This is a genomic window from Massilia agrisoli, from assembly GCF_020831365.1.
GTDB lineage: Bacteria > Pseudomonadota > Gammaproteobacteria > Burkholderiales > Burkholderiaceae_D > Telluria_A > Telluria_A agrisoli.
The window spans coordinates 294,888-319,483 of record NZ_JAJHPV010000014.1; the positions used below are offsets into that span (position 1 = coordinate 294,888).

The following is a 24,596-nucleotide window of genomic DNA, read 5'->3' on the forward strand; positions in this document are numbered from 1 at the left end:
AAAGTTATTAAGCGATTTTTTATTCTAGCGCAGCTTCGGCAGCCCGTGCTTTCACCCATGCTTCCGGCAACATGATGCGGAACAAACCTGCCTGCGCCGTCTTGCGCGCCAGTTTTAGCAGCGCCTTGTCCTTAGTGATCAGGATATCGGCATTGGCGTCGCGCGCCACTTCGAGGAATTTCTGGTCGTCCTTGTCGCTGCACACGGGCAGGCGGATCAGTTTGGGCTCGGGCGCCACCACCTTGACCAGCGCATCGAAACGCTGGGCCGACAGTGGCCGGCTGGCCTCGTCCAGCGGCAGGTGAGGGTAGTGCAGCACCACATGGTACTCATCACGGCAATCATGCCGCGTGACCACCTCCAGCGCGCCGCTTTCGATGTCGGCCAGCAGCGCGTTCCAGCGCGGATCATGGAACACGAACAGGTCGAGGCAGACATTGGTATCGATGACGATGCGTTTCGCTGGAGCAGGTATCATGTCGGATTGTTTATCGTTTGATTGTTGAATTAATTCTATGCTGATTGTCTTGTCGCCTGCAAAATCGCTCGACCTCGAAACGCCTCCCACCACCAAGCTGCACACCACGCCTGATTTCCTGCACCGCTCGCGCGAACTGATCGACGTGCTGCGCGCGTATTCGCCTGCCGAACTGGGCAGCCTGATGAGCATTTCGGACAGCCTGTCGACGCTCAACGTGGGCCGCTACGCCAGCTGGAACGAGGACCCGGCCGACGGCCGCCAGGCCATCATGACTTTCAACGGCGACGTCTACGACGGCTTCGACGCGCGCTCGCTCAAGCCGAAGCAGCTCGCGTACGCGCAGTCGAACCTGCGCATCCTGTCCGGCCTGTACGGCGTGCTGCGGCCGCTCGACCTGATCCAGCCGCACCGCCTCGAAATGGGCACGCGCCTGGCGACGCCGCACGGCAAGGACCTGTATGCGTTCTGGGGCGACACGGTCACCGGCAAGCTGAACGAAGTGATTGCGGAGCAGGACGCGAAAGTGCTGCTGAACCTGGCGTCGGAGGAATACTTCAAGTCGGTCAGGCCGAAGCTGTTGCCGGTCCCGGTGATCACGCCGGTGTTCGAGGACTGGAAGAACGGCAAGTACAAGATCATCTCGTTCTTTGCCAAACGCGCCCGCGGCATGATGGCGCGCTATGCGGCAGTGAAAGGCATTACCGACCCGCAAAAGCTGAAGCGCTTTGACATGGATGGCTATGCTTTCGCGAAAGATGCGTCGAATGACAAGAACTGGGTGTTCCGCCGCAAGCTTGCCTGAGCCCCGGGGGGCTCAGGGCATGTGATTACTTATCTTTGCCAGCCCAGAACTTCCACCATTGCTTGCCCTGTGCATTCGGGTTCAGGAAGCGGCTGTTCGGGAAGCTCCTGACGAAGACGCGGCGGGCGTCGTCGCGCAGCTCAGGCATGTTGAGCTTGTCGTAGCTCTGGACCATCAGCCACAACGCTTCTTCGATCGCTGGCGCGTCCTGGTAATCCTGCACGGCGTTCTGGGCACGGTTCAGCGAGGCAAGGTAGGCGCCACGGCGGAAGTAATAGTTCGCCACGTGCACTTCGTACTGGGCCATCGCGTTGACCAGGTAACTCATGCGCGCAATCGCGTCTTCCCGGTAGATACTATTCGGGAACTTGTCGACCAGCGCCTTGAACGCAGCGAACGATTCACGCGTCGCCTTCGGATCGCGCTCGGTCGGGTCCTGGGTGTACAGGGTGCCAAGGAAGCCAACCTGGTCGTTGAAACTGATCAGGCCGCGCAGGTAGTACATGTAGTCGACCGTCGGGTGGTTCGGGTGCAGCTTGATGAATCGTTCGACCGCCGCCAGCGCCTGTGCCTGGTCCTGGGTCTTGTAATGGGCATACGCGATTTCCATCTGTGCCTGGGCGGCGTAGGTGCCGAACGGGTAGTTGGATTCGAGGCGCTCGAACATCTTGATCGCACTCTCGTACTGGCCGGAGGCCATTTCCTCGCGCGCCTCAGCGTATAATTTCTCTACTGACCAGTTTTTGGTCTCGTCGGTTTTTTCCGGCAACAAGTTGCAAGCTGACATACCAAGCAGAAGGAACGAAGCAACAACTACTTTCAATTTTTTTTGCATAGCTTTTTGCAAGAATTATTCGAGTTTCAACGAAAGGCTGATTATAGCCGATGGGAATGCTGTGATATTAACTCCAACGCCGAATTCGGCGGATTTACCCGAAGACCCGGACTTTGACGACGAACTGGACGCTGAATTCGCGCCAGCCGCTGCCGGATCCGACCTGTCCCCGATTACCCTGGAACTGGCGCCTGATGCATGCGGCCAGCGCCTCGACAAAGTCGTCGCCGGCCTGGTGCCGCAATTTTCGCGCAGCCGCCTCCAGCAATGGTTCGAAGGCGGGCACGTGCTCGTCGACGGCAAGCCCAAGCGCGGCAAGGATACCGCGTATGGCGATGAAACGGTCGTTATCCTGCCACAAAGCGCACCGGAAGACCAAGCTTACACGCCAGAAGCCATCGCGCTCGACATCGTGCACGAGGATGAACACATCATCGTCATCAACAAACCGGCCGGCCTGGTCGTGCACCCTGGCGCAGGCAACTGGTCCGGTACCTTGCTCAACGGACTGCTGCACCATTGCCCGCAGCTGGCCAACGTGCCGCGCGCCGGCATCGTGCACCGCCTCGACAAGGACACCAGCGGCTTGATGGTCGTCGGCAAGACGCTTGCCGCCCAAACCGACCTGGTGCGCCAGCTGCAGGCACGCAGCGTCAAGCGCGAGTACTTCGCGCTGGTGTGGGGCACGCCGCAGTTGTCCGGCACCATTGACGCCTCGATGGGCCGCCACCCGAAAGACCGGGTCAAGATGGCCGTCTCGACCAACTTCTCGGCCAAGCCGGCGATCACCCATTACCAGCGGCTCTGCAGCGGCGTGCTGGAAGGCCGCCCGGTCAGCCTGGTGCAGTGCCAGCTTGAAACAGGCCGCACCCACCAGATCCGCGTACACATGATGTCGATCGGTTTCGCGCTGGTGGGCGACACCGTGTATGGCAAGCAGCACCTGGCGCCGTTCTTCCACCGCCAGGCGCTGCAGGCGCGCAGGCTCGGCCTTGTGCATCCCGCTACCGGCGAAGACTGGGAATGGATCGTGCCGCTGGCCACCGACTTTGCCGAACTGATCGCCCGGGCCGGCATTCCCGAGCCTGAAGCGGCATGACGCAAGCGCAGTTCATCACGCCGGACTGGCCGGACGCGCCCGCCAACATCGGGGCGATGGCCACGATGCGCGGCGGCGGCGTCAGCACCGGGCCTTACGATGATGGCCGCGGCGGAGGCGGCCTGAACCTTGGCCTGCACTGCGGCGACGATCCGGACGCCGTGCGCGAGAACCGCGCGCGGCTGCAGTCCTTGCTGCCGGCAACCCCAGCGTGGACATCGCAAGTGCATGGCATCGCCGTGGCCGATTCAGGCACCGTGACGCCAGGCGGTCCGGTGCAGGTGGCCGATGCGGGCGTGTCGGACCGCGCCGGCGTGGTCTGCGCTGTCATGACCGCCGACTGCCTTCCGGTGCTTTTTGCCGACCTCGGCGGCAAGGTGGTCGGGGCAGCGCACGCGGGCTGGCGCGGGCTGGCTGGCGGCGTGCTGGGCGAAACGGTGGCAGCAATGCGCGCGCGCGGCGCCGGCGACATCACTGCATGGCTGGGACCGGCGATCGGGCCGCAAGCCTTTGAAGTGGGCGCCGATGTGCTGGAAAGTTTCCTGGCGGGCGCGCGCGGCGACGCGGAAGCACGGCAGGCGAGGGCGGCCTTCGCCCCTTACCCCGGACGCGAAGGCAAGTACCTTGCGGACATGTATGTGCTGGCGCGGCTGTTCCTGGCGCGCGATGGCGTCACCCGCGTGTCAGGCGGAACGCACTGCACCTTCACCGAGCGGGACAGCTTTTATTCCTACCGGCGCGACCACGTGACCGGGCGCCAGGCGAGTTTGATCTGGCTCAAGTAGGGTAAGCGGCCTTGGCCAATACTGCTCAATTCAGCAAAATCAGCCGCCGTCGCTGCCCGCTGCCGCACTGCGCGCCGCCTTCGCTTCGGCCTTGCGCCGGCGGCGCTTGGAGCCTGTAAGATAGTAAAGTATTGATAATGGCAGCACGCAGTAGCCGAGGAAGGTCATGACGCCGGCGACGATGGATGTTTCGGTCAGCGACATCAGCGCGACCACGTAAATCCACGCTATTGCGACGATCAACATAGGTTTTCCTTTATTTGAAACACGATTTTAACAATGGATGCCCACATGAATATGCCCGATCCGCAAGCGATGGCCTCGGCCTGGATGACGCAGTTTGCCAATCCCCAGGGATGGCAGTCATGGTTCAAGATGCCTGAGCAAAGCGCCAACCCCTTGGCCAGCATGATGAAGGACGCCGGGGTTTCAATCAAGCCGGAAAGGCTGGAGCAGATCCGCAGCGACTACATGCAAAAGGCCGGCGCGCTGTGGCAGGATTTTATCGCGTCGCGCAAGCCGACCTTGTCGGACAAGCGTTTTTCTTCGCCCGATTGGCAGTCCAATCCGCTGACCGCCTTTCACGCCGCGTCCTACCTGCTCAATGCCGAATTCCTGACCGCGCTGGCCGAAGCCGTCGACGCGCCGCCGCGCGAGCACCAGAAAATCCGCTTTGCCGTCCAGCAGATGGTCGATGCGATGTCGCCGGCTAACTTCTTGGCCACCAACCCGGAAGCGCAACAGAAACTGATCGATACCAAGGGCGAGAGCCTGGCCAAAGGCCTGGCCAACATGCTGTCGGACATGCAGAAGGGCCGCATCTCCCAGTCGGACGAGTCGGCCTTCGAGGTCGGCCGCAACGTTGCCACCGCGCCTGGACAGGTCGTGTTCGAAAACGAGTTGTTCCAGCTGATCCAGTACGATCCGGTCACCCCGACAGTCCACCAGGTACCGTTGCTGATCGTCCCGCCGTGCATCAACAAGTTCTACATTCTCGACCTGCAGCCTGAAAACTCGGTCGTGCGCTACGCGGTAGAGCAGGGCAACACCGTGATGCTGATGTCATGGCGAAATCCGGACAAATCGCTGGGCTCGCTGACCTGGGACGATTACGTCGAAACCGGCGCCATCAAAGCCATCGAGGTCACCCGCGAGATCACCGGGCAGGACAAGATCAACGCCTTCGGCTTCTGTGTCGGCGGCACCATCGTTGCCAGTGCGCTGGCCGTGCTGGCCGGCCGCGGCGACCAGGCCGCCGCCAGCGTCACCCTGCTGACGACCTTGCTCGACTTCAAGGACACCGGCGTGCTGGACGTCTTCATCGACCCGGCCCAGGTAGCGTTGCGCGAGCAGGCGCTGGCCCAGGGCGGGCTGATGCCTGGCCGCGACCTGGCGACGACCTTCTCGGCCTTGCGTCCGAACGACCTGGTCTGGAACTACGTGCAGTCGAACTACCTCAAGGGCAACGAACCGCCTGCGTTCGACCTGCTGTACTGGAATGCCGACAGCACCAACCTGCCCGGACCGATGTTCTGCTGGTACCTGCGAAACATGTATCTGGAGAATAACCTGCGCGAAAGCGGCAAGCTGACCGTTGCCGGCGTGCCCGTCCACCTCGACTGCATCGATGCGTCGGTCTTTGTGTTCGGCTCGAAGGAAGACCACATCGTGCCATGGACTGCGGCCTTCGAGTCGATGTCCATCCTCAATCCAAAGAAACCAAAGGCCAACCGCTTCGTGCTGGGGGCTTCGGGCCACATCGCCGGCGTGATCAACCCGGCATCGAAAAACAAGCGCAGCTATTGGGTGAACGACACCAATGGCAAGGCGCGTCCGAAAACCGCGGCTGCGTGGTTCGAAGGCGCAACCGAGCACAAAGGCAGCTGGTGGCCCGAGTGGGCTAAGTTCCTCGCTGACAACGGCGGCAAGGACATCAAAGCTCCCGCCAAGCCCGGCAATGCGCAATACCGCCCGATCGAGCCGGCCCCCGGCCGCTATGTCAAAGTGCGCGGCGACTAAGGCTGGCGTTGCATTGAACACACGGCAATATTCATTGCCGTGTATTTACGCTTAGTATGCAGTGCAATAAATACTGCATTCATCCCCACAAAGTGGTATGTTCCTGATTATTCACTCTATAATCGCCGGAGTGGGCTTGATGGAAGGCGGACCAGAGTCCGCTTTTTTTTCGTAATCATTCAAATGCGCTGCGGCGCAATAGTGGAAACCTGAGATGAGTAGTGCAAAAAAGAGCGCTGAACGCCTGATCAAAAAGTACCCTAACCGTCGCTTGTATGACACGCAGACGAGTTCGTACATCACTTTGTCAGACGTAAAACAACTGGTGCTGGATGGAGACGAGTTTACTGTTGTCGATGCGAAAACCAGCGACGACCTGACGCGCAGCATCCTGCTGCAGATCATCCTCGAAGAGGAAGCCAACGGCGCGCCGATGTTCTCGAGCGTCGTGCTGTCGCAAATCATCCGTTATTACGGCCACGCGATGCAGGGCATGATGGGTTCTTACCTGGAGAAGAACGTCCAGGCGTTCACCGACATCCAGAACAAGTTCACCAGCGGCGCGGCAGGCGGCTTTGAAGGCAAGCCGTTCAGCCCGGAAATGTGGACCCAGTTCATGAATGTCCAGGGCCCGATGATGCAAGGCATGATGAACAACTACATCGACCAGAGCAAGAACCTGTTCGTGCAGATGCAGGAACAGATGCAATCGCAGAGCAAGAGCATCTTCGGCGCGTTTCCGTTCGTACCTGTAGACAAGAAGTAAATACCCGGGCTGCGCCGGAGCCACGCCTAGGCGTCTCCGGCGTACATCGCCCAACATCGAGGCATTGCAGTGCGGTACAATAGCCGATTCCCCTGCAATTTCCTCGCTCCCCCATGTCCGAACTCCGCCGTATTCCCGTTCCCGCACAAGATCCTGTCGTCGGTATTCCCGCCGCCGCGCCCAAGGTAGGTTTCGTCTCGCTCGGCTGCCCGAAAGCGCTGGTCGACTCCGAACAGATCCTGACCCAGCTGCGCGCAGAAGGCTACGATACGGCCAAGTCGTACGAAGGCGCCGACCTTGTCATCGTCAACACCTGCGGTTTCATCGACGCCGCGGTGCAGGAATCGCTCGACGCCATCGGCGAGGCGATCGCCGCCAATGGCAAGGTCATCGTGACGGGTTGCCTGGGCGCCAAGAAGGATGCCGCCGGCGACGACATCATCATGAAGGTGCACCCGAAGGTACTCGCCGTCACCGGCCCGCACGCGGTTGGCGAAGTGATGAACTCCGTCCACCTGCACCTGCCGAAGCCGCACGAGCCGTTCTTCGACCTGGTGCCGGCGCAGGGCATCAAGCTGACGCCAAAGCACTACGCCTACCTGAAGATTTCCGAAGGCTGCAACCACCGCTGCAGCTTCTGCATCATCCCGTCGATGCGCGGCGACCTGGTATCGCGCCCGATCGCCGACCTGATGCTCGAGGCCGAGAACCTGTTCAAGGCCGGCGTCAAGGAACTGCTGGTCATTTCGCAGGACACCAGCGCCTACGGCGTCGACGTCAAGTTCCGCTCGGGCTTCTGGAATGGCCGCCCGGTCAAGACCCACATGACCCAACTGGTCGAAGCCCTCGGCCAGCTGGCCAAGCAGTACGGCGCATGGGTGCGCCTGCACTATGTCTACCCGTACCCGCACGTCGACCAGGTCATCCCAATGATGACCGGCGAGAATATCCTGCCTTACCTCGACATCCCGCTGCAGCATGCGCACCCGGATGTCCTCAAGCGCATGAAGCGCCCGGCCAGCGGCGAGAAAAACCTCGACCGCATCCAGGCATGGCGCGCGATGAACCCGGACCTCGTGATCCGCTCGACCTTCATCGCCGGCTTCCCGGGCGAGACCGAAGAAGAGTTTGAATACCTGCTCGACTTCCTGAAGGAAGCGCAGATCGACCGCCTGGGCTGCTTCGCCTACTCGCCGGTGGAAGGCGCGACCGCCAACGAGATCGCCAATCCGGTACCGGAAGAAGTGCGCGAAGAACGCCGCGCCCGCGTGATGCTGCTGCAGGAAGAGATTTCGGCCAAGCGTTTGCAGGCCAAGATCGGCAAGACCGTGCGCGTGCTGGTCGACGAAGTCGGCGCGAAGGAAGCGATCGGCCGATCGGCTGCGGATGCGCCTGAGATTGACGGCGTGGTCCACATCAAGCGTTCGCTGGTGCCTGGCAAAAAGCTGGTGGTGGGCGAATTTGCCGATGTTGTTATTACCAACGCCGACGCGCACGACCTGTGGGCGTCTGTCGCTTAATGTAAAAACGGCGGATGCGCGCTTTGCGCTTATCCGCCCTACGATAGCCATCGACCGTAGGGCGGGTAAGCGGGCTGCCGCCGAGGCCGCATCCGCCGAACTATTCCACGGCCATGAAAAAATCCCTCCAGACCTCGCTGATCCACCCGGACTACACCGCCCCGGAAGGCTTCGACGCCTTCCCGCCGGCGATCCACCACGCCTCGACAGTCCTGTTCACAAACGTCGCCGCCATGCGCTCGGGCGACTGGAAAAACAAGCAGTCCTACACCTACGGCCTGCATGGCACGCCTACCACCTTCACGCTCGAAGCACGCCTGGCCGAACTGGAGGGCGGCACCCACTGCCTGCTGGCCCCGAGCGGCCTGGCCGCCATCGCGATGGTCGACTTCGCGCTGCTCAAAACCGGCGACGACGTCCTGCTGCCCGAAAACGTCTACAACCCCAACCGCGAACTGGGCAAGTGGCTGAGCAACGACTTCGGCATCACCGCGCGCTACTACGATCCACTGGTCGGCGCCGGCATCGCCGGCCTGATCCAGCCGAACACGAAACTGATCTGGACCGAAGCCCCCGGTTCGGTATCGATGGAAGTGCCCGACCTGCCGGCCATCTGCAAGGCGGCGCATGCGCGCGGCGTGCTGGTCGCGCTCGACAATACCTGGTCCGCCGGCCTGGCGCTGCGCGGCTTCGACATGGGCGTGGACATCGTGATGCAGGCGCTGACCAAGTACCAGTCTGGCGGCTCGGATGTGCTGATGGGCGCGCTGGTCACGCGCGACGCCGCGTTGAACGAGCGCCTGGCGATGGCGCACATGCGCCTGGGGATGGGCGTCAGCGCGGATGACGCCTACCTGGTCATGCGCGGCCTGCCAAGCATGAAGCTGCGCTTCGAGGCCCACGACGCCAGCGCCCGCAAGGTCGCCGCATGGCTCAAGGCGCGGCCGGAGATCACCCGGGTGCTGCACCCGGCGTTCGAAGACTGCCCGGGGCACGAGAACTGGAAGCGCGACTTCACCGGCGCGGGCGGATTGTTCTCGGTGCTGTTCGACGCGCGCTACAGCGAAGAACAGACCGACCGCTTCGTCGACAGCCTGGAATTGTTCGGCCTTGGCTACAGCTGGGGCGGCGCAAACAGCCTGGTCATGCCTTACCGGATCAAGGCGATCCGCTCGAACTGGACCGGCAGCGGCACGTTGGTGCGCTTCAATATCGGCCTGGAAGATACCGCCGACCTGATCGCCGACATCGAGCGCGCGCTCGCGGTCCTGTAGCGCGCCGGCCGCTACACGTACTCGGCGCGGTTGTTGTTCAGGTCGACAAACCCGCGGATCAGGCGGTAGGCGTGCCAGATCCACGCGACACCCCAGATCACCAGGGCGAGCGGGAATCCGATCAAGGTCACTGCCAGCAGCCATCCAAGGGCCATCCACACCACGTAGTACCAGAAAGTCCGGATCATCCACGTGTGATGGCTATGCACGAGCGTACCGGCGGTGTCGGGACGTTTGACGTGGTTGACGATCACCGGCAGGATCGACAGCATCCCCAGCGAGAAGAAGAAGGTGATGCCGTGCGCAATGTAGAGGATACGCGCCAGGTTCTTGGCGTCGGACAGGTCGTCGAGGACGAGTTGTTGGGACATGGGAGGGCTCCTTCTTGGTGATGTTGTTGTGGGGACAGCTATCGGGCCGTGGCAGCCTGCACCTGGGCCTGGGTCCAGGCGACGATGCCGCCGGCATCCATCGCGCCCGGCTGACGCGCCACCTCGCGCCCGCGGTGAAACAGGGCAAGCGTCGGAATCGAGCGGATGTTATAGCGCGCGCCGAGGTCCTGCGCGCTTTCCGTGTCCACCTTCAGGAGGCGGACCGTCGGCTCCAGTCGCTGGGCGGCCTGCTGGTAGGCCGGGGCCATCTGCCTGCACGGACCGCACCACGGCGCCCAGAAATCAACCAGCACCGGGATATCGCTGCGCTCGATGTGCTTGGCAAAGCGCGCGCTCGACACATCCAAGGGCTTCGCCATGAACAGTTCGCGCGTACACTTGCCGCATACCGGCTGGTCGCTCAGGCGCTCCGGGCTGAGGCGGTTGACTGCGTCGCAATGCGGACAAACGATGTGTAGTGGTTCTGCCATGGATACCTCCCCCCGCAAAAATGTGGTCAATATCACCATTGTAAGACAGATCGGCGGGCCTGCCCCGACGGCTACGTGCGCACCCGTACAGATCGTCCGGGCGCAGGCGCCCAGACTGCCTGCATGACGCAAAACAGAACAGGCATCTGCCGGATCGGATGCGCCGGCTGGACGATCCCGCGCGAGGTCGCCGCGGCCTTTTCCGGGGAAGGCAGCCATCTTGAACGCTACGCGCAGGTGTTTGGCGGGGTCGAGATCAACTCGTCGTTCTACCGGCCGCACCGCCCGCAGACGTATGCGCGCTGGGCCGAAAGCGTGCCCGATGGCTTTCGGTTTTCGGTCAAGCTGCCGCGCACCATCAGCCATGACGCCAAATTGCGCGACATTAGTGCGCCGCTGGCGCAGTTTGCATCCGAGGTCTCGGCCCTGGGCGGCAAACTGGGATGCCTGCTGCTACAGCTGCCGCCGAAGTCCGAATTTGATGCCGACGTTGCGGAGGATTTTTTCGAACGTGCCGCCGACACGTTCAGCTGCATGATCGCCTGCGAGGCAAGGCATCCGTCCTGGTTCTCACGCGAAGCGACAGCGCTGCTGACGGCGCGCTCGGTCACGCGGGTAATCGCCGACCCCGCCAAAGGCCAACCAGGTCCGCACGAACCAACCACCGCCGACATCTACGTGCGCCTGCACGGGTCGCCGCGGATCTATTATTCGTCGTACGCGGACGACTATCTCGAAGACCTGGGCAAGGACATGGCGGTCCACGCAAAGGCGGGCAGGGACGTGTGGTGCATTTTCGATAATACGGCGTCAGGCGCCTCGGTGCCGAACGCGCTGGCGCTGCGCGAGGCGTTTGGTGTGACCATTTAGGCCAATCACAGCAGCTTCCAGAACCAGACATCCTTGGATGACCAGTAGCAACCGGTCGCCGTGCCGTCAATTTCGTTCCCGCAGCGAATGTATCTGCCCCACCGGTCTTTCGCGATGATTGCGATATGTCCTTGCTCCCGCTCGTCACCGTAGATGTTAAAAAACTAGACAATTCCCCGCCGCGTCCCGATCTTGCTCTCGGCCTCCAGTCCATTCTTGAACTTCTCAGGCTGACCGAGCTGGCGAACCAGCCAGTTACTCAGCTTTCGCTGCTTCGTCTCGATTGCGCGCCCTTTGTACTTCCCTGCCTTGATCGGCCACCCTCCCGGATTCGGGTAGCCTGCCCCGAGCAACGCCAGACTCAGCCGGATCGCGCATGTATTCTCGAAATTCGGGTTCCCTACGTTCTCCGGGTAGCCGATCCAGTGGTAAAGCTCTTCGGGTTCTACGTTCTGCTTGTCGGGAAAATGCACCCTGAGTGTGGCTAAGGGTACTCTCATCTCTTCCTCCGTTTGGACTCGACAGGGCAGGGGAACTTCTTTCGCCATACCTCGGCAATGAGGGCAGCCGCATTTTGCTTGAGCTGTGCGTCCGTCATTCGCTGTAAGCTGCGCCTCGCTTCGTCCACCAGCTCATCCGGTTTCGGCATATGCTGGCTCCAGCACCATTCCTTACCCTCGCTAGCATCGTGTACTGCTTGAATGTACCCGTGGACGAATTCCCCATTCGCCATGTCGTGGAACTCTGCTGCAATTGCTCTGCTGCGGAACGGGCTGTCGGGAGTCCAATCGACGGTGCGTGGGTCCACGTTTCCCAACAACTTGACCAGCCGCTGTCCGGTCATCCAAGGAAGCTCGGAGACGGGCTGCGCGTGACTGGCCAGCACCGGCACGAGAGTGGCGAGTATCAGCGCTGAACGCTTCAAGTGGTCACGCATAGCGATTCGACGCGAGGTCCCAGCCCCCGGCGGTGTTCCCTGCCGTGCCGCCGCCGACCTTTTGCTGAGTGTACTTCCAGCCAACCTTGGAAAACTTGAGCCCCACGCTCTCCGATACGAGGGCACCAGCGCCCAAACTCGGTGCAACGTGTGCAATCAGCACGTTCTCCAATTCGATCTCGTAATACTTAATTGAGTCTGCTCCATCGGCACGCATGAATTCAAACCGCGCCTTTGGAATCGTCTTTCCGCCGGCGCACATCTGCAGCAAAATCGGTGAAGCCAGGTCAGCGGCCTTTGTAAAGGAGATCTCTGTCATCTCGCAACGTTCGGCAGTATGCCCGCCGCCAGTCGATGCGGTAGCGCTTTTCGGCTGTGTAACCGCCCAACTGACTGTGTCGACTTCGATCCAACCCATATGCCCCGCGTCGTACGATTCCCCCTTTATTCCGTCGATTTGCAGGTAAAGGTCGCTTGCCATTTCGCGTCTCCTGTTGTGGATAGTCGATACCGAAGAGAGCATTCTTGACCAGCAAGTCGTAAAGGACGTTGTTCTTGAGCAAGGTGCTGGCTTAGGCTTGTTCGGTTATGGGCGAAACCTGCATCGAAGGTGCGCTGACGGTTAGCGCCACCAGCACGCTTTGGGAGGTAACCTGCGCCATCGGATCATCGGCGACACGGGCCTATTTTGGGAGTGAAAAATAACAAGGGCCGGAATTCCGGCCCTTGATCGCTTCATGTCGTCACATCCACGATAATTGCTGACGCAATTATTCCGCTAGCGGTGACGCCTGCCGTGGTGGTGATGCCCGCGATACCGCCCACCGCTGCTCCAGTGGCGTCCGAAAACGAACCCCAGGCTCAGTGACACCGGCGGGTAGTAATACGATGGCTGCGGCGTGTACACCGGCTGCGGCACATAGACCGGCTGCGGCACATAGACTGGCGAAGACGAATATTCCACCCGCGAACCGTCCGGCGAATTGGCGGCGACACGCGCGCCCGTACCCGGTGGAACCGGTGTCACGGAAACCACGTGCCACTGCGACGGGTCGGCTGGCGCAGGGTAGCTGCCGTACTGGGGACCGGGCGCGGTTGCGCAGCCGGCGAGCGCGGCTGCGGCTGCAATGATGATCAATGTTTTCATGATGCGGTTCTCCTGCTGGATACCACATCATATGAAATTTCACTGCGCTCCGCTTGGCGATTACCTTCTGTTACAAGGCGAAACAACAGTGAAACTTACCCGGCGTTGACTTTAATCCGCGAGGATATTGAGCAACCCGTCGAGGCCGCTGAAGTTCAGCGCCACGTCCGCCTGCTGGTACACCACCGGTTTGGCGCGGAAGGCCACCGACAGTCCCGAGACCTTCATCATTTTCAGGTCGTTGGCGCCGTCGCCCATGACGATCGCCTGCTTCGGGGTGGCGCCCAGCTGTGCGCAGACGCGTTCGACGGTGCGCTTTTTTTCTTCGGCGTCGACAATGCCGCCCACTACGCGGCCGGTCAGCTTGCCGTCGATGATTTCCAGCTCGTTCGCATGCACGAAGTCGAGGCCGAGCCGCTTCTGCAGCCGCGCCGTAAAGAAGGTAAAACCGCCCGATACCAGCAGCGTTTTCAGGCCGGCCGCCTTGACGGCTGCGAGCATGTTCTCGCCGCCCATCGAAATCTGCAGCCGCTCCTCGTACACGCGCTCCAGCGCCGATGCATCGAGGCCTTCGAGCAGGGCGACGCGGCGCTTCAGGCTATCCGAGAAATCGAGCTCGCCGCGCATGGCCGCTTCTGTGATCTCGGCCACCTGCGGCTTCAGGCCCTGCATGTCCGCGATCTCGTCGATGCATTCGATCGTGATCAGGGTGGAGTCCATGTCCATCGCCACCAGCCGGAAGCCGGACAGGGTGCGGCCCGCTTCGATGAAGGTCGCGTCCACCTGCGCGGCGTGGGCAGCCAGTTCGATGGCCTGCTTCAGCTCAAGCGAATAGGCGAACTGCTCGCAGCGGATCGCGTGTGCGCCCAAAGGGTTGACCCGCGCGGGCGACGCGAGTGCGGCAATGCGGTCGAGGGCGCCGCGCTCTGCGCTAGGCCCCTGTAATACCAGGTTCATGTTCATGTGAGGAGTTGTTTGATGGTCTGCTTAACCTGGTTCACGCGTGCAGCAAGGTCGGGCATGCTGGCGGTGATCTTCAGCTTGTCCTGGCCCGCGAGCTTGATGTGGCGGTTCTTCTGGATCAGGGTGATGATGCGGATCGATTCAATCGGCGGGTTGACCATGAACTGCAGGTTGGCCGCCTCCGCATGCACATCGATCTTGACGATGCCAACGGCCTTCGCGGCGATGCGCAGGCGGTGCGTTTCGATCAACGCCTTGACGGCGTCGGGCAGCTTGCCGAAGCGGTCGATCAGTTCTTCCTGCATGTCGTCGATGCGGTCCTGCTGCTCGCAGTTGGCAAGCCGCTTGTAGATCGACAGGCGCTCGTGCACGTCGCCGCAGAAGTCCGCCGGCAGCAGGGCAGGCACATGCAGGTTGATTTCGGTGGTGGTGGCCAGCGGGGCCGCCAGGTCGGGCTCCTTGCCCGCCTTGAGCGAGCGAACCGCCTCGTTCAGCATATCCGAATACAGCTGGAAGCCCACTTCCAGCATTTCGCCGGACTGGTTTTCGCCCAGCACTTCACCGGCGCCGCGGATTTCAAGGTCGTGCATCGCCAGGAAGAAGCCGCTGCCCAGCTCTTCCATCTGCTGGATCGCGTCGAGGCGGCGCTGCGCCTGTTTCGACAGGCTGCTGACATCGTTGACCAGCAGGTAGGCGTAGGCCTGGTGGTGCGAACGGCCGACGCGGCCGCGCAGCTGGTGCAGCTGCGCCAGGCCGAACTTGTCGGCGCGGTGCATGATGATGGTATTCGCCGTCGGGACGTCGATGCCGGTCTCGATGATGGTCGTGCACAGCAAAATGTTGAAGCGCTGCGCCACGAAATCGCGCATCACCTTTTCCAGGTCGCGTTCGTGCATCTGGCCGTGCGCGACGCCGATGCGGGCTTCGGGCAGCAGTTCGGTCAGCATCGCCAGGCGGTTCTGGATGGTCTCGACCTCGTTGTGCAGGAAGTAGATCTGGCCGCCGCGCTTGAGCTCGCGCAGGCAGGCTTCGCGGATGATCGAGCCGTCTTCGCTGCGCACGAAGGTCTTGATCGCCAGGCGCTTTTGCGGCGCGGTGGCGATAATCGAGAAATCGCGCAGGCCTTCGAGCGCCATGCCCAGCGTGCGCGGGATCGGTGTCGCGGTCAGGGTCAGCACGTCGACTTCGGCGCGCAGCGCCTTCAGCGCTTCCTTCTGGCGCACGCCAAAGCGGTGTTCCTCGTCGATGATGACCAGGCCAAGTCGGTCGAACTTGACGTCGTTCGAGAGCAGCTTGTGGGTGCCGATGACAATGTCGAGGGTGCCGTCGGCCATGCCCTTGATGGCTGCGGTGATCTCTTTGCCGGTGCGGAAGCGCGACAGCTCGGCGATGCGCACCGGCCAGTCGGCAAAGCGGTCGGCAAAGGTCTGCGCGTGCTGCTCGGCCAGCAGCGTGGTCGGCGCCAGAATGGCCACCTGCTTGCCGCCCATGACCGCGATGAAGGCAGCCCGCAGCGCCACTTCGGTCTTGCCGAAGCCAACGTCGCCGCAGACAAGGCGGTCCATCGGCTTACCCGAGGTCATATCCTTGATGACGTTGTTGATCGCTTCCATCTGGTCGGGCGTTTCGTCGAAGCCGAAACTGTCCGCGAAGTTCTGGTAGTCGTGCGCCGAATATTCAAACGAATGCCCCTGGCGCGCGGCGCGGCGGGCGTATAGGTTAAGCAGCTCGGCAGCGGTGTCGCGCACCTGTTCGGCGGCCTTGCGCTTGGCTTTCTCCCATTGGCCCGAGCCGAGCGAGTGCAGCGGCGCGTCTTCGGGCGAACCGCCCGAGTAGCGCGAGATCACATGCAGCTGCGATACCGGGACGTACAGCTTGGTGTCCTTGGCGTACTCCAGGTGCAGGAACTCGGTTTCGCCTTCGCCCAGGTCCATGCTGGCCAGGCCCATGTAGCGCCCGATGCCGTGGTTGATGTGGACAACCGGGTCGCCAATCTTGAGCTCGGACAGGTCGCGCACCATCGCTTCGACCTGGGTTGTGGCTTCCTGCTTCTTCTTGCCGACGCGGCGGCCCGAACCCGCATACAGCTCCGTCTCGGTGATGAACACCAGGTCGCCGGCGCGGGTTTCCACCAACTCGAAGCCGGCCTGCAGCGGCGCCACGCCGAGGGCCAGCTTGGCATCGGACTGCAGGAAGCCTTCGAAGCCTTCGACTGGCGCCAGCTGGAGCTGGTATTCGGCGAAGTACTGCTGCAGCGTCTCGCGGCGGCCGTTCGACTCGGCGCAGATCATCACGCGACGCCCGCCCTGCATCAGGTAGGAGCGCAGGTTCGCCAGCGGATCGTCGAGGCGGCGGTTGACGGCGATGTTGGGGATCGGCGCCGACAGTTCGGACGGCTGGCCGTCATTGTCCTTGGCGATCGCCAGCCGGCCGTAAGGCTTGGCCAGGGTGAAGAAGGCTTCGTCGCTCAGGAACAGTTCGTCCGGCCGCAGGATCGGGCGGTCGCGGTCCGCCTTCAAAAAGCGGAAGCGCGATTCGGTGTCGAGGGTGAAGCGCTTGATGGCCGCGTCGATGTCACCGACCAGCGCGAGGCTCGTGCCTTGCGGCAGGTAGTCGAACAGGGTGGCCGTTTCTTCGAAAAACAGCGGCAGGTAGTATTCGATGCCGGCCGAGGCGATGCCGCTGCTGATGTCCTTGTACACCACCGAGCGCGATGGATCGCCTTCGAAGCGCTCGCGCCAGCGGCTGCGGAAGGCCGTGCGGGCCGGTTCGTCCATCGGGAATTCGCGGCCCGGCAGCAAACGGACTTCACGCACCGGGTAGAGCGAGCGCTGGGTGTCGGCGTCGAAGGTGCGGATGGTTTCGATCTCGTCGCCGAACAGGTCGAGCCGGTATGGCAGCGCGGAGCCCATCGGGAACAGGTCGATCAGGCCGCCGCGCACCGAGTATTCGCCTGGCGACATCACCTGCGACACGTGGGTGTAGCCAGCCAGTGTCAGCTGCGACTTCAGGCGCGCCTCGTCGAGCTTTTCGCCCTGTTTGAAGAAGAAGGTGTAGGCCGCCAGGAAGGACGGCGGCGCCAGGCGCACCAGCGCCGTGGTCGCCGGGACGATCAGCACGTCGCACTGGCCGTTCTGGATTTCGTGCAGCGTCGCCAGGCGTTCGGACACCAGGTCCTGGTGCGGCGAAAACGCATCGTAGGGCAGGGTTTCCCAGTCCGGCAGCAGGTGGCATGCCAGTTTCCCTTCGGCGAACCACGGAATCTCGTCGAGCAGGCGCTGGGCATCGCTGGCGCTGGCCACGACGACGGTCAGCATCTGCCTGGCAGCCTTGAGTTCGAGCGCGGTGACCGACAGCGCGTACGCGTCCGATGAGCCGTACAGGGTAGGCAGCGCAAACCGGGTGCCGGTTTTAGGGAGAGACTTCTTTAAATCGAAAGGCATGCAGGCGACGGCTTTAAGGGTGCTCAAAAGGGTTGGTAATTATATCTGCCCCCGGTTGGCGACGCCGAACGGCACGTGAACCATCGGGATTGTGCCGCCGGGAGCCGATGTCAGGTGCGTCAGCTGGTCGTCGAAGAAGATATGCGGCTTGAAGACGGACAGCACGCGCGTCTTGTTCATCCCGCCGAGGAAAAAGGTCTCGTTGGCCGACACGCCCCAGCTCTTGAGCGTGGTGACGACGCGTTCGTGCGATGGCGCGCTGCGCGCGGTGATGATCGCGATGCGCAGGACCTTGCGGTAGCCGGGATCGCGCTTTTGCATGCGCTCCTCGAGCCGCTGCATCAGCGCCAGCTTCTGGAACATGTCGGCCAGCGGGCCTGGCTGGTGCGGCACCGCCATGTGCTCGGTTTCGTGGGCATGGAACTGGTCAAGGCCGTTGCGCTTGAAGACCGTCTCGGACTCATCGTCGGCCAGCACGCCGTCGAAATCGAAGGCGACGCGCAGTTCGATGTCGTCATCGTCGTCGTTGATCTGGGAAGGCAGCACCAGGCCAGCCGGGTAGCCGGCGTCAATCGCCTTGCGCACGTCGTCTTCGTTTGCGGACAAGAATAGCGAAGCGTTAAAGGCCGGCAGGTAGGTGTAGGGCGACTGGCCGGTCATGAAGGCGGCGCGCGAGATGTCCAGCCCGTAGTGGGCGATCGACCGCATCACGCGCAGGCCGGTTTCCGGCGAATTGCGCGAAAACAGGACGACTTCCACCGGCATCTGGCGCGGGAAGCACTTGTTGATGTTGAGGAAGCGGCGGATGAAAGGGAAGGCCACGCCCTTGCCAAGGATGACGTCGAGGTTCTGCTCCTGGTGCTTGCGGTATTCCTCCGGTCCGCTGTCCAGGTAGACCTGGTGCGATCCGGTCAGGTCGAACAGCGCGCTCGACGCCACGCCGATCACAAGTTTGTGCTCAATCTGAAACGCCATTAATCATCCTCGTTTTTGATTTTGTCGAATACATCGCGCGCCGCGGGGCCCATGGCGTCGGCAACAGCGGGATCAAGCCGCCCGGCGTCGACCATCATCCTCAGCTTGGCCACCTGGTCGCCATAGGCAAGCGCTTGCGCCAGTCCGGAGGCTCCCGGCTGGCCCGACTGCTCGATCGCTGCCGCGACGGAGTCCGGGAAATCCCACAGCACGGCGATCCGGCTCGACAGGGCCCGCGCATCGCTGAACAAGTGGCTGCAGAATTCGACGGAGTAGGGCAACCCCTGGTCCGGGGACAACTGGTCGATAAGGCGGAAGGCGACGATCAGGCCGACGTTTTGCATCAGGCCGGCGAGGTAGGCTTCGAACGGGCTGGCGCTGGTCCGGGTCGACAACAGGCTTGCCGCGAGCGCGCATTTCTCGGCCTGGCTCCAGATTTGCGGCGCAACCATGCGCGCGTAGTGGCCCGACTGCATGCTGATGATAGGCCGGAACGACACGCGCGCAAGCAGCATACGCAGGCCGTTTTCGCCCAGCAGCATGACCGCGCCTTCCAGGTTGCGCACCGGCACCGTCGGGCGGTACAAAGGGCTGTTGACTTCTCGGATGACTTCGGCCACCAGCACCACGTCTTGCGACAGCTGGCGCGCTAGGTCGGCACTGGTGATGCTGTCGTCGCGCAGGCTGCGCAATAGTTGCGGAATGACGGCCGGCACGCGGGGCACCAGGCTGGCGCCCGACGAGGGCGATTCGACCAGGCGGCCAAGCTCGTCCAGCACGAGCTTGCCGGTGCCGGCGGCCGTGTCCTGTTCCCCGGCGCCGGTCACCCAGCGGTAGAACATGGCGTCGATTTCGGAGGGGGGCATGGCGAACTGCGTCGGGGCCTGGTGGCTTGCCTGCACAGGCTGGTTCGCTGCCGCAGGCTGCGCGCTTCCAGCCGCGGGCGCGGAGCCAAACAGGCGGGAAATCCATTTCATGATCATTGGGGCTTGTGCGGGCGTGTGTCCAGGGGCAATTCTACCCCAGGCAGCGCGACCAGGACTGAAGCCTCCCGTGCCCGGCCGTGGAATTTTCGGCAGCGTGGCGTGTCGAAGTATACAGTGTAAGTACGACACAAGGAGGTCACCATGAGCATCGAAAAACTGGACAAGGCATCTTGGGCAACGTACTTCGATTCAATGTCAAAAGTGCTGACCGGCAAGCAGGCGGAGATTGATGTTGAATCGCTTTCGTTGGGGGTACAGGTTGAGTCGCGGTACGCGCCGCTCAATGGCATCACGTATGACCACAGGAGTGAAATGCTGGAAATTATGCTGGAGCGCTGGGAACACAACATTCCCCATGTGAGCGAAATCTGGGTCGATCACGATGGCGTCAGCCTGAACAGCATCAAGGTGGTCGACACGGACGGGCTGGAGCAGATCATCAAGCTGCGCGATCCCTTGATGCTGCCTGATCCGCATCTTGCCGCCAGCGCCAGCAGGGCGGGCCCGGGTGCGGGCGCGCCACGCTGAGCTGGGCGCCCGGCAGCTGAAACCGACGGGAGGAACCCGGGTGTAGTTGCGCTTGATTAGCTTACGACTGGAAGGGCGATTTGTGGAGCCGACGTCATCACCAGCTGCCGGGCCCCTGGTCAGTGTGTTGATGCCGACATATGAACAAGGCCACTTCATCGAGCGGGCTCTCGACAGCTTGCTTGCCCAGAGCTTCAGCGATTGGGAAGCATTGATTGTCGACGACGGGTCTGGAGACTGTACCGCGGAGGCCGTGGCGCCTAGAGCAATGCCGGCAGCTGCGTGAGCGTCCGCTGCCTGAACGCGCCCGCGACGGACTGAAAATCTTGCTGGGGGGCGAGCTTGCCTATAACGCCGACCGGATACTCGCGCTTGAAGAACTCGGTCACCGCCTGTATGGCCTGTGGACCCCACAACCATACGGTGTCCGACGGCCAGCTTCATACGGTTGTGCCGGGCAGGCCGATTGGCTTGCACCCGCCTTGCATTGCCGCACTGGCCGCCCAGGATATCCATGTGCATTTCTACGGAGACTTTACGCAGGGCCAGTGGCGCGACTGGATAGATACGTCCCGCAAGCTGGCGCCGCAGCACCTGCACCTGCATGCCAATGTCGACCAGTCCCGCTGGGTGACTGAGTTTTCGCGCTACGACGCCGGCTGGCTGCACGCGTTTGACAGCAAGAATAGGGGAGAAATCCGCCGCGCCGACTGGGACGACCTGAACTATCCGGCCCGGATGGCTACGCTTGCCTGCGCGGGCCTGCCGATGATCCAGCGGGCCAATCCCGGTGCACTGGTGGCGACCCAGTCGATGACCCAGCGGCTGGGAATGGGCGTCTTTTTTGAATCGCCCGGCGAACTGGGGCAAGTGATGCGCGAACGCGCCAGCATCGGCAAGGTGAGGGCGAACGTATGGCAGGAGCGTGGGCAGTTCACCTTTGACCAGCACGCCCCCGGCCTGGCTGGCTTCTTTCGGAGGGTGATCACGGAAGCTGGCGCTGGCAGTGCGGCGCGTTCGGGGTAAGTACCCCTGGCATCAGCTGCTGACGTAGCGTAACAGGTGAGGGGGGAGGCAGGCGAGGCTTAGCGACTGGGCTACGTCATGCTTCCACGGGATTAACGTATGGGTATCCCTTTGGACCGCACGATGCCGTTAGGGCCCGAGGAAATCGATTGCGGGCTGCCCCAATGCCAAAAATCAATCAGGGTAGCAAGTGAAAAACCCAGTGCGATGACAATCGGCATTCTCTCAATCATGCCGATGGGCGCTTGATCACTCATGAGCACGTTCGCGAACCCAAGGGCCAGCAGCATCGCACTCCAGGTCGCACCACGTTTTAATCCGGGTCTGGATTAAACGTCGCTTGCCTACCCAGCATCTGAACCCACGGTTCGCTCCACTTCATCACTTATATCCGCCTGGCTGGCAGCGGATCGATGTTCGAAAAAGCGCAGTGTACTGGTCATGTTGTAATCGCAGCAAGCAAGAGGCTTTGCCAGGCGCGCTAAGGCAGGTCGTGATCGTCGGGGGCTTCCTCAGCCTCTCCCGGTCCGAGCTTCAGGAATGCCAGCGCGAAGACAAAGGCGCATGCTATCGACGCTATCCCGAGAACGTGCGCGGCCTGGGCAGCGCCCAATGCCGAAGAAAGCGAACCCGCGCCCATTGCCCCGCACGCAGCGCCGCCGAATGCGGCCAAACCACTCACGCCGGTGCCTGAAAATCCATTTCCCGCAGCGCTGCTGGATTTGTTAAAGCGGGTGGCGAGCGCGAGCTGCGCGGGGATACTCATCGCATGGCCAAAGCCGAGAAGGGCCAGTGCTACCGCGAGCGCATTCGCATCCCCGGCGCCGGCGAGGTGCATCAATCCCAGCCCGCCAGGCATGGCCCCGAGGCATGCCATCGGCGCATGGATATTAAAACGCCGGCCGAGGCGGCCGAAAGCGGGCGTCAGCAGCGCCGCTGTCGCGCCATACGCGGCGAGGATATAAGCGGCATCGAGCAGCGGATAGCCGAGCTTTGACAAGGCCAGCGGCGCGAGCAGCATCGGGAAAGCAGCATAGATGAACGTTGACGGTGCGATGGAAAGCACGCCAAGCGCCAGCGCGCGGGCATTTACGCGCGGACGGCGCATGGTGGGCAGCACGCTCACCCTTGGTTGCGCGTTGCCGTCGCCCAGCAATGCGAAGCTGATGCTCGCCGCGCCGAGCAGAAGCCATCCGCCCGCTGTGAAGACTGTCCGCGCGCCGCCCTGTTCGGCTAATACGGCGCCGATCAATGGGCCGCACAACTCGGCGAGCAGCATCGCACCGAACAAGCTGGCCAACGCTGCCGGCCGGTCTGCCGGGCCAGTGCTGTCGCAGGCATAGCTGTGGCAGCTCGCAAACAGCATGGCGTAGCCAGCGCCTGCTGCGATGCGTGCCGCGCAGAGCGTGATGTAGTCGTTCGCCAGTCCGGTGGCCGCCAGTGCTGCACCGGTCACCAGTGCCCCGGCCAGGTAGACCGAGCGCCGGTCGGCGCGTGCCAGGCAACCGCCGGCAAATGGGAGGGCGGCCGCAGCACCGGCCATGAATGCGGCAAGCGGCAGCGCCGCTCCAACCCCAGATGGCAGCAGTCCGGCACTGCTCGACATTGTCCCCGCGTGGATCGGAAGGAGGGCGCGCGCCAGCGTATCGCCAAACATCGGAACGAAGGCAAGCACACGGACTGCAATGGCGCGTTCTTGCAACAGGTCCCGGCTGATGCCATGCTCGGCGAAGCGGTAGGCCTTGCGCAGCCGTCGCACCACCGGCTCCGCGAGGGCGCGTCGTGACGGCGTGGCCGCCAGCCGCGCCAGGTCCCCGAACGCGCGGTTAATGCTGGCGCAAGCCTGGTTCAGGCCTGCCACCAGCACTTGCGGCGAACTGCCCTCGGCACGGTAGCGAAAGTCGCCTGTCGCCATCCGCCCGATCAGATGGAGCGCCTGGCGCATCGGCGCGATGACGTTCAGGGTGACCGAACAGCGCAGGAACTCTAGCGCGGCGGCCAGGCTTGCGAGTGCGATTGCGCCCAGCACCCAGGGCATGCTGCCGCTGCGGCTACGCAGGTAGCGGCGGTCGACGCCTGCCTCTACCAGGCCGTAATGGATATAACGGTGCACGATCTCGGCCGACTTGCGCAGGTAGCGTTCCGGCTCCATGATCTCGCCGCCTTGGCCGCTGCGATACAGCACCCGGCCGTCGGCGCCGGTGAGCACGACAAAGGCGACGTCAGGGTGCTCGCGCAGGGTCGCGTCGAAGTAGCGCTGGATGTCCTTCGCACTGCCGCCTTGCGCCAGCGCCCCGGTCATCTCGTTTGCAAGGGTCGTTGCGACGGCCTGCGCTTTTCGTTCGAGTTCGGGCAGCAGGATACGGTTCGAGATTGACCAGGAGTACGCGGCCACGGCCAGCTGCGCCATTAGCAGCACCGCCAGCACCAGCATGCAGTAACGGCTGGCAGGACTGGCGTACAGCTGGCGCTGGCCGGGTAATGCCTGATTCATCGCGACGGCTCGCGACTGGCCAGCGCATCGCGGGCGGCGTTCACTTCGTGCAGCGCCGTCTTCGACGCCATGCTGGCCTGCTCGACCAGCACGAGACCGGCATCGAGTCCGGCACGGGAGCGCACGGAGCCAAGGCGTGAGGCCATCAGGTCGAAGCGGCGCTGGCTGTGCCGGATCAGTGCATGAAAACCCAGCACGCAGCAAAGGGCGAGCACCACCAACGCTGCCGTGGCGGCCAGTGCGAGTTCGCGGCGAGCCAGTCCGATGGCAGCCAGGGGCTCGGCGGGGTCATACCGTATTGCGACGGCGCCCGAGTGCGCCCCGTTATCATCGACGAGGGACGAGGACATGACAAGCGAGCCGGCTTCACGCATGCTGAAGCTGGGCATGCGCTGCTCTTTGGGAGATAAACGCGGCGCGCTGGCGGCGGCGCCGCTGCTAAATATGACCGCGCCGCTGGCGTCGACAACCGTGATGCTCGCGATGCGCGGCTCGGCACGAACCGCCGCGTCAAGAAGCCCCTGGGCCTTGCCGGCCGCCGCAAAATGCACGTCAAGGTCGAGGCCGGAGCGGAGCCTGGCGCGCAGCTCGCCCAAGGTGAAGCGCAGGTGTGATTCCTGCACGGCCTGCAGTTCGCGCTCAAGGTGGCCAAGCCCCGCCGAGATGCCCAGCCAAAGCGCGAGCGCCGACACAACCACGATCGGGATGGACGTCAGTAGGCTCAGTCGGGCAGGCGTCGCCATACGGGTTTGGCACAGGATATTGAAGTGATAACGAGTGTACC

General features: G+C 62.7%; 27 protein-coding genes. 11 read left to right on the plus strand and 16 right to left on the minus strand.

Annotated features, from left to right (window positions below; translation table 11 throughout):
• Positions 1-19 precede the first annotated feature (19 nt).
• A complete protein-coding gene (locus LMJ30_RS15655; RefSeq protein WP_229433267.1) occupies positions 20-478 on the minus strand; it encodes a putative toxin-antitoxin system toxin component, PIN family in 459 nt (152 codons plus the stop codon).
• A gap of 37 nt (positions 479-515) precedes the next feature.
• Between LMJ30_RS15655 and yaaA the strand changes: the two genes are divergently transcribed.
• Positions 516-1,283, plus strand: coding sequence for a peroxide stress protein YaaA (yaaA, locus tag LMJ30_RS15660; RefSeq protein WP_229433268.1), 768 nt, complete (start codon positions 516-518; stop codon positions 1,281-1,283).
• Positions 1,284-1,308: 25 nt separating this feature from the next.
• Here the strand turns inward: yaaA and LMJ30_RS15665 are convergent, their stop codons facing one another.
• Positions 1,309-2,118 (minus strand): outer membrane protein assembly factor BamD, encoded by an 810-nt coding sequence (locus LMJ30_RS15665; RefSeq protein ID WP_229433269.1) that lies wholly within the window; start codon positions 2,116-2,118, stop codon positions 1,309-1,311.
• A 61-nt stretch (positions 2,119-2,179) separates the two neighbouring features.
• Between LMJ30_RS15665 and LMJ30_RS15670 the strand changes: the two genes are divergently transcribed.
• Positions 2,180-3,217 (plus strand): RluA family pseudouridine synthase, encoded by a 1,038-nt coding sequence (locus LMJ30_RS15670; RefSeq protein WP_371873022.1) that lies wholly within the window; start codon positions 2,180-2,182, stop codon positions 3,215-3,217.
• The gene (pgeF, locus tag LMJ30_RS15675; protein ID WP_229433270.1) at positions 3,214-4,002 is read left to right on the plus strand and encodes a peptidoglycan editing factor PgeF; all 789 of its coding nucleotides are present in this window, start codon (positions 3,214-3,216) and stop codon (positions 4,000-4,002) included. Before LMJ30_RS15670 ends, pgeF begins: the two co-directional genes overlap by 4 nt.
• Before the next feature lie 39 nt (positions 4,003-4,041).
• On the opposite strand, the gene LMJ30_RS15680 is transcribed toward pgeF, so the two are convergent.
• Entirely contained in the window at positions 4,042-4,248 is a 207-nt protein-coding gene (locus LMJ30_RS15680) for a hypothetical protein (protein ID WP_229433271.1), read from the minus strand.
• A gap of 45 nt (positions 4,249-4,293) precedes the next feature.
• On the opposite strand from LMJ30_RS15680, the gene phaC reads away from it, so the two are divergent.
• From phaC to LMJ30_RS15700, 4 genes are all read left to right on the plus strand, one after another.
• The gene (gene phaC, locus LMJ30_RS15685; protein WP_229433272.1) at positions 4,294-6,021 is read left to right on the plus strand and encodes a class I poly(R)-hydroxyalkanoic acid synthase; all 1,728 of its coding nucleotides are present in this window, start codon (positions 4,294-4,296) and stop codon (positions 6,019-6,021) included.
• A 214-nt stretch (positions 6,022-6,235) separates the two neighbouring features.
• Complete coding sequence (phaR, locus tag LMJ30_RS15690) at positions 6,236-6,787, plus strand: polyhydroxyalkanoate synthesis repressor PhaR (RefSeq protein ID WP_229433273.1); 552 nt, start codon at positions 6,236-6,238, stop codon at positions 6,785-6,787.
• A gap of 113 nt (positions 6,788-6,900) precedes the next feature.
• Positions 6,901-8,307, plus strand: a complete 1,407-nt coding sequence (gene rimO, locus LMJ30_RS15695; RefSeq protein ID WP_229433274.1) for a 30S ribosomal protein S12 methylthiotransferase RimO — start codon at positions 6,901-6,903, stop codon at positions 8,305-8,307.
• Positions 8,308-8,420: 113 nt separating this feature from the next.
• Positions 8,421-9,581, plus strand: a complete 1,161-nt coding sequence (locus LMJ30_RS15700) for a cystathionine beta-lyase (protein ID WP_229433275.1) — start codon at positions 8,421-8,423, stop codon at positions 9,579-9,581.
• A gap of 11 nt (positions 9,582-9,592) precedes the next feature.
• Here the strand turns inward: LMJ30_RS15700 and LMJ30_RS15705 are convergent, their stop codons facing one another.
• A complete protein-coding gene (locus LMJ30_RS15705) occupies positions 9,593-9,952 on the minus strand; it encodes a DUF4870 family protein (protein ID WP_229433276.1) in 360 nt (119 codons plus the stop codon).
• A 38-nt stretch (positions 9,953-9,990) separates the two neighbouring features.
• Positions 9,991-10,443 carry a thioredoxin TrxC gene (gene trxC / locus LMJ30_RS15710; protein ID WP_229433277.1) on the minus strand — a complete coding sequence of 151 codons (453 nt, stop codon included), beginning with the start codon at positions 10,441-10,443 and terminating at the stop codon, positions 9,991-9,993.
• 123 nt (positions 10,444-10,566) lie between these two features.
• Between trxC and LMJ30_RS15715 the strand changes: the two genes are divergently transcribed.
• Complete coding sequence (locus tag LMJ30_RS15715; protein ID WP_229433278.1) at positions 10,567-11,313, plus strand: DUF72 domain-containing protein; 747 nt, start codon at positions 10,567-10,569, stop codon at positions 11,311-11,313.
• 164 nt (positions 11,314-11,477) lie between these two features.
• Here LMJ30_RS15715 and LMJ30_RS15720 read toward each other — a convergent pair whose 3' ends face one another.
• The 8 genes from LMJ30_RS15720 to LMJ30_RS15755 form a co-directional block, all read right to left on the minus strand.
• Positions 11,478-11,813 (minus strand): T6SS effector amidase Tae4 family protein, encoded by a 336-nt coding sequence (locus LMJ30_RS15720; RefSeq protein ID WP_229433279.1) that lies wholly within the window; start codon positions 11,811-11,813, stop codon positions 11,478-11,480.
• On the minus strand, positions 11,810-12,250 hold the full coding sequence (locus tag LMJ30_RS15725) for a Rap1a/Tai family immunity protein (protein ID WP_229433280.1): 441 nt from the start codon (positions 12,248-12,250) through the stop codon (positions 11,810-11,812). The genes LMJ30_RS15720 and LMJ30_RS15725 overlap by 4 nt, the downstream gene beginning before the upstream one ends.
• Positions 12,243-12,731: an Hcp family type VI secretion system effector gene (locus LMJ30_RS15730; protein ID WP_229433281.1), complete on the minus strand. Its 489-nt coding sequence runs from the start codon at positions 12,729-12,731 to the stop codon at positions 12,243-12,245. The genes LMJ30_RS15725 and LMJ30_RS15730 overlap by 8 nt, the downstream gene beginning before the upstream one ends.
• 297 nt (positions 12,732-13,028) lie before the next feature.
• Complete coding sequence (locus tag LMJ30_RS15735; RefSeq protein WP_229433282.1) at positions 13,029-13,397, minus strand: hypothetical protein; 369 nt, start codon at positions 13,395-13,397, stop codon at positions 13,029-13,031.
• Between the two features lie 111 nt (positions 13,398-13,508).
• The gene (serB, locus tag LMJ30_RS15740; RefSeq protein WP_229433283.1) at positions 13,509-14,354 is read right to left on the minus strand and encodes a phosphoserine phosphatase SerB; all 846 of its coding nucleotides are present in this window, start codon (positions 14,352-14,354) and stop codon (positions 13,509-13,511) included.
• A gap of 2 nt (positions 14,355-14,356) precedes the next feature.
• Positions 14,357-17,803 carry a transcription-repair coupling factor gene (gene mfd / locus LMJ30_RS15745; RefSeq protein WP_229433284.1) on the minus strand — a complete coding sequence of 1,149 codons (3,447 nt, stop codon included), beginning with the start codon at positions 17,801-17,803 and terminating at the stop codon, positions 14,357-14,359.
• A 39-nt stretch (positions 17,804-17,842) separates the two neighbouring features.
• A complete protein-coding gene (locus LMJ30_RS15750) occupies positions 17,843-18,778 on the minus strand; it encodes a 5'-nucleotidase (RefSeq protein WP_229433285.1) in 936 nt (311 codons plus the stop codon).
• Positions 18,778-19,755, minus strand: a complete 978-nt coding sequence (locus tag LMJ30_RS15755) for an HDOD domain-containing protein (RefSeq protein ID WP_229433286.1) — start codon at positions 19,753-19,755, stop codon at positions 18,778-18,780. Before LMJ30_RS15755 ends, LMJ30_RS15750 begins: the two co-directional genes overlap by 1 nt.
• Positions 19,756-19,905: 150 nt before the next feature.
• Here LMJ30_RS15755 and LMJ30_RS15760 point away from each other — a divergent pair, with 150 nt between their 5' ends.
• The 3 genes from LMJ30_RS15760 to LMJ30_RS15765 all read left to right on the plus strand — a co-directional run bounded on the left by LMJ30_RS15760 (position 19,906) and on the right by LMJ30_RS15765 (position 21,318).
• The gene (locus LMJ30_RS15760; RefSeq protein WP_229433287.1) at positions 19,906-20,292 is read left to right on the plus strand and encodes a DUF5335 family protein; all 387 of its coding nucleotides are present in this window, start codon (positions 19,906-19,908) and stop codon (positions 20,290-20,292) included.
• A gap of 130 nt (positions 20,293-20,422) precedes the next feature.
• The gene (locus tag LMJ30_RS21880; RefSeq protein WP_371873023.1) at positions 20,423-20,578 is read left to right on the plus strand and encodes a glycosyltransferase family 2 protein; all 156 of its coding nucleotides are present in this window, start codon (positions 20,423-20,425) and stop codon (positions 20,576-20,578) included.
• A 230-nt stretch (positions 20,579-20,808) separates the two neighbouring features.
• Positions 20,809-21,318, plus strand: a complete 510-nt coding sequence (locus LMJ30_RS15765; protein ID WP_229433288.1) for a hypothetical protein — start codon at positions 20,809-20,811, stop codon at positions 21,316-21,318.
• 92 nt (positions 21,319-21,410) lie between these two features.
• On the opposite strand, the gene LMJ30_RS15770 is transcribed toward LMJ30_RS15765, so the two are convergent.
• The 3 genes from LMJ30_RS15770 to LMJ30_RS15780 all read right to left on the minus strand — a co-directional run bounded on the left by LMJ30_RS15770 (position 21,411) and on the right by LMJ30_RS15780 (position 24,555).
• Positions 21,411-21,608 carry a hypothetical protein gene (locus LMJ30_RS15770; RefSeq protein WP_229433289.1) on the minus strand — a complete coding sequence of 66 codons (198 nt, stop codon included), beginning with the start codon at positions 21,606-21,608 and terminating at the stop codon, positions 21,411-21,413.
• 191 nt (positions 21,609-21,799) lie between these two features.
• The gene (locus LMJ30_RS15775) at positions 21,800-23,812 is read right to left on the minus strand and encodes an MFS transporter (RefSeq protein WP_229433290.1); all 2,013 of its coding nucleotides are present in this window, start codon (positions 23,810-23,812) and stop codon (positions 21,800-21,802) included.
• A complete protein-coding gene (locus LMJ30_RS15780) occupies positions 23,809-24,555 on the minus strand; it encodes a hypothetical protein (protein ID WP_229433291.1) in 747 nt (248 codons plus the stop codon). The genes LMJ30_RS15775 and LMJ30_RS15780 overlap by 4 nt, the downstream gene beginning before the upstream one ends.
• Positions 24,556-24,596 lie beyond the last annotated feature (41 nt).

What these genes read in the sequence shown, in the direction of transcription:
- LMJ30_RS15655 (WP_229433267.1), bottom strand. Translation starts at nt 478, where the DNA reads ATGATACCTGCTCCAGCGAAACGCATCGTCATCGATACCAATGTCTGC.
- yaaA (WP_229433268.1), top strand. Translation starts at nt 516, where the DNA reads ATGCTGATTGTCTTGTCGCCTGCAAAATCGCTCGACCTCGAAACGCCT.
- LMJ30_RS15665 (WP_229433269.1), bottom strand. Translation starts at nt 2,118, where the DNA reads ATGCAAAAAAAATTGAAAGTAGTTGTTGCTTCGTTCCTTCTGCTTGGT.
- pgeF (WP_229433270.1), top strand. Translation starts at nt 3,214, where the DNA reads ATGACGCAAGCGCAGTTCATCACGCCGGACTGGCCGGACGCGCCCGCC.
- LMJ30_RS15680 (WP_229433271.1), bottom strand. Translation starts at nt 4,248, where the DNA reads ATGTTGATCGTCGCAATAGCGTGGATTTACGTGGTCGCGCTGATGTCG.
- phaC (WP_229433272.1), top strand. Translation starts at nt 4,294, where the DNA reads ATGAATATGCCCGATCCGCAAGCGATGGCCTCGGCCTGGATGACGCAG.
- phaR (WP_229433273.1), top strand. Translation starts at nt 6,236, where the DNA reads ATGAGTAGTGCAAAAAAGAGCGCTGAACGCCTGATCAAAAAGTACCCT.
- rimO (WP_229433274.1), top strand. Translation starts at nt 6,901, where the DNA reads ATGTCCGAACTCCGCCGTATTCCCGTTCCCGCACAAGATCCTGTCGTC.
- LMJ30_RS15700 (WP_229433275.1), top strand. Translation starts at nt 8,421, where the DNA reads ATGAAAAAATCCCTCCAGACCTCGCTGATCCACCCGGACTACACCGCC.
- LMJ30_RS15705 (WP_229433276.1), bottom strand. Translation starts at nt 9,952, where the DNA reads ATGTCCCAACAACTCGTCCTCGACGACCTGTCCGACGCCAAGAACCTG.
- trxC (WP_229433277.1), bottom strand. Translation starts at nt 10,443, where the DNA reads ATGGCAGAACCACTACACATCGTTTGTCCGCATTGCGACGCAGTCAAC.
- LMJ30_RS15715 (WP_229433278.1), top strand. Translation starts at nt 10,567, where the DNA reads ATGACGCAAAACAGAACAGGCATCTGCCGGATCGGATGCGCCGGCTGG.
- LMJ30_RS15720 (WP_229433279.1), bottom strand. Translation starts at nt 11,813, where the DNA reads ATGAGAGTACCCTTAGCCACACTCAGGGTGCATTTTCCCGACAAGCAG.
- LMJ30_RS15725 (WP_229433280.1), bottom strand. Translation starts at nt 12,250, where the DNA reads ATGCGTGACCACTTGAAGCGTTCAGCGCTGATACTCGCCACTCTCGTG.
- LMJ30_RS15730 (WP_229433281.1), bottom strand. Translation starts at nt 12,731, where the DNA reads ATGGCAAGCGACCTTTACCTGCAAATCGACGGAATAAAGGGGGAATCG.
- LMJ30_RS15735 (WP_229433282.1), bottom strand. Translation starts at nt 13,397, where the DNA reads ATGAAAACATTGATCATCATTGCAGCCGCAGCCGCGCTCGCCGGCTGC.
- serB (WP_229433283.1), bottom strand. Translation starts at nt 14,354, where the DNA reads ATGAACCTGGTATTACAGGGGCCTAGCGCAGAGCGCGGCGCCCTCGAC.
- mfd (WP_229433284.1), bottom strand. Translation starts at nt 17,803, where the DNA reads ATGCCTTTCGATTTAAAGAAGTCTCTCCCTAAAACCGGCACCCGGTTT.
- LMJ30_RS15750 (WP_229433285.1), bottom strand. Translation starts at nt 18,778, where the DNA reads ATGGCGTTTCAGATTGAGCACAAACTTGTGATCGGCGTGGCGTCGAGC.
- LMJ30_RS15755 (WP_229433286.1), bottom strand. Translation starts at nt 19,755, where the DNA reads ATGAAATGGATTTCCCGCCTGTTTGGCTCCGCGCCCGCGGCTGGAAGC.
- LMJ30_RS15760 (WP_229433287.1), top strand. Translation starts at nt 19,906, where the DNA reads ATGAGCATCGAAAAACTGGACAAGGCATCTTGGGCAACGTACTTCGAT.
- LMJ30_RS21880 (WP_371873023.1), top strand. Translation starts at nt 20,423, where the DNA reads ATGCCGACATATGAACAAGGCCACTTCATCGAGCGGGCTCTCGACAGC.
- LMJ30_RS15770 (WP_229433289.1), bottom strand. Translation starts at nt 21,608, where the DNA reads ATGCTGCTGGCCCTTGGGTTCGCGAACGTGCTCATGAGTGATCAAGCG.
- LMJ30_RS15775 (WP_229433290.1), bottom strand. Translation starts at nt 23,812, where the DNA reads ATGAATCAGGCATTACCCGGCCAGCGCCAGCTGTACGCCAGTCCTGCC.
- LMJ30_RS15780 (WP_229433291.1), bottom strand. Translation starts at nt 24,555, where the DNA reads ATGGCGACGCCTGCCCGACTGAGCCTACTGACGTCCATCCCGATCGTG.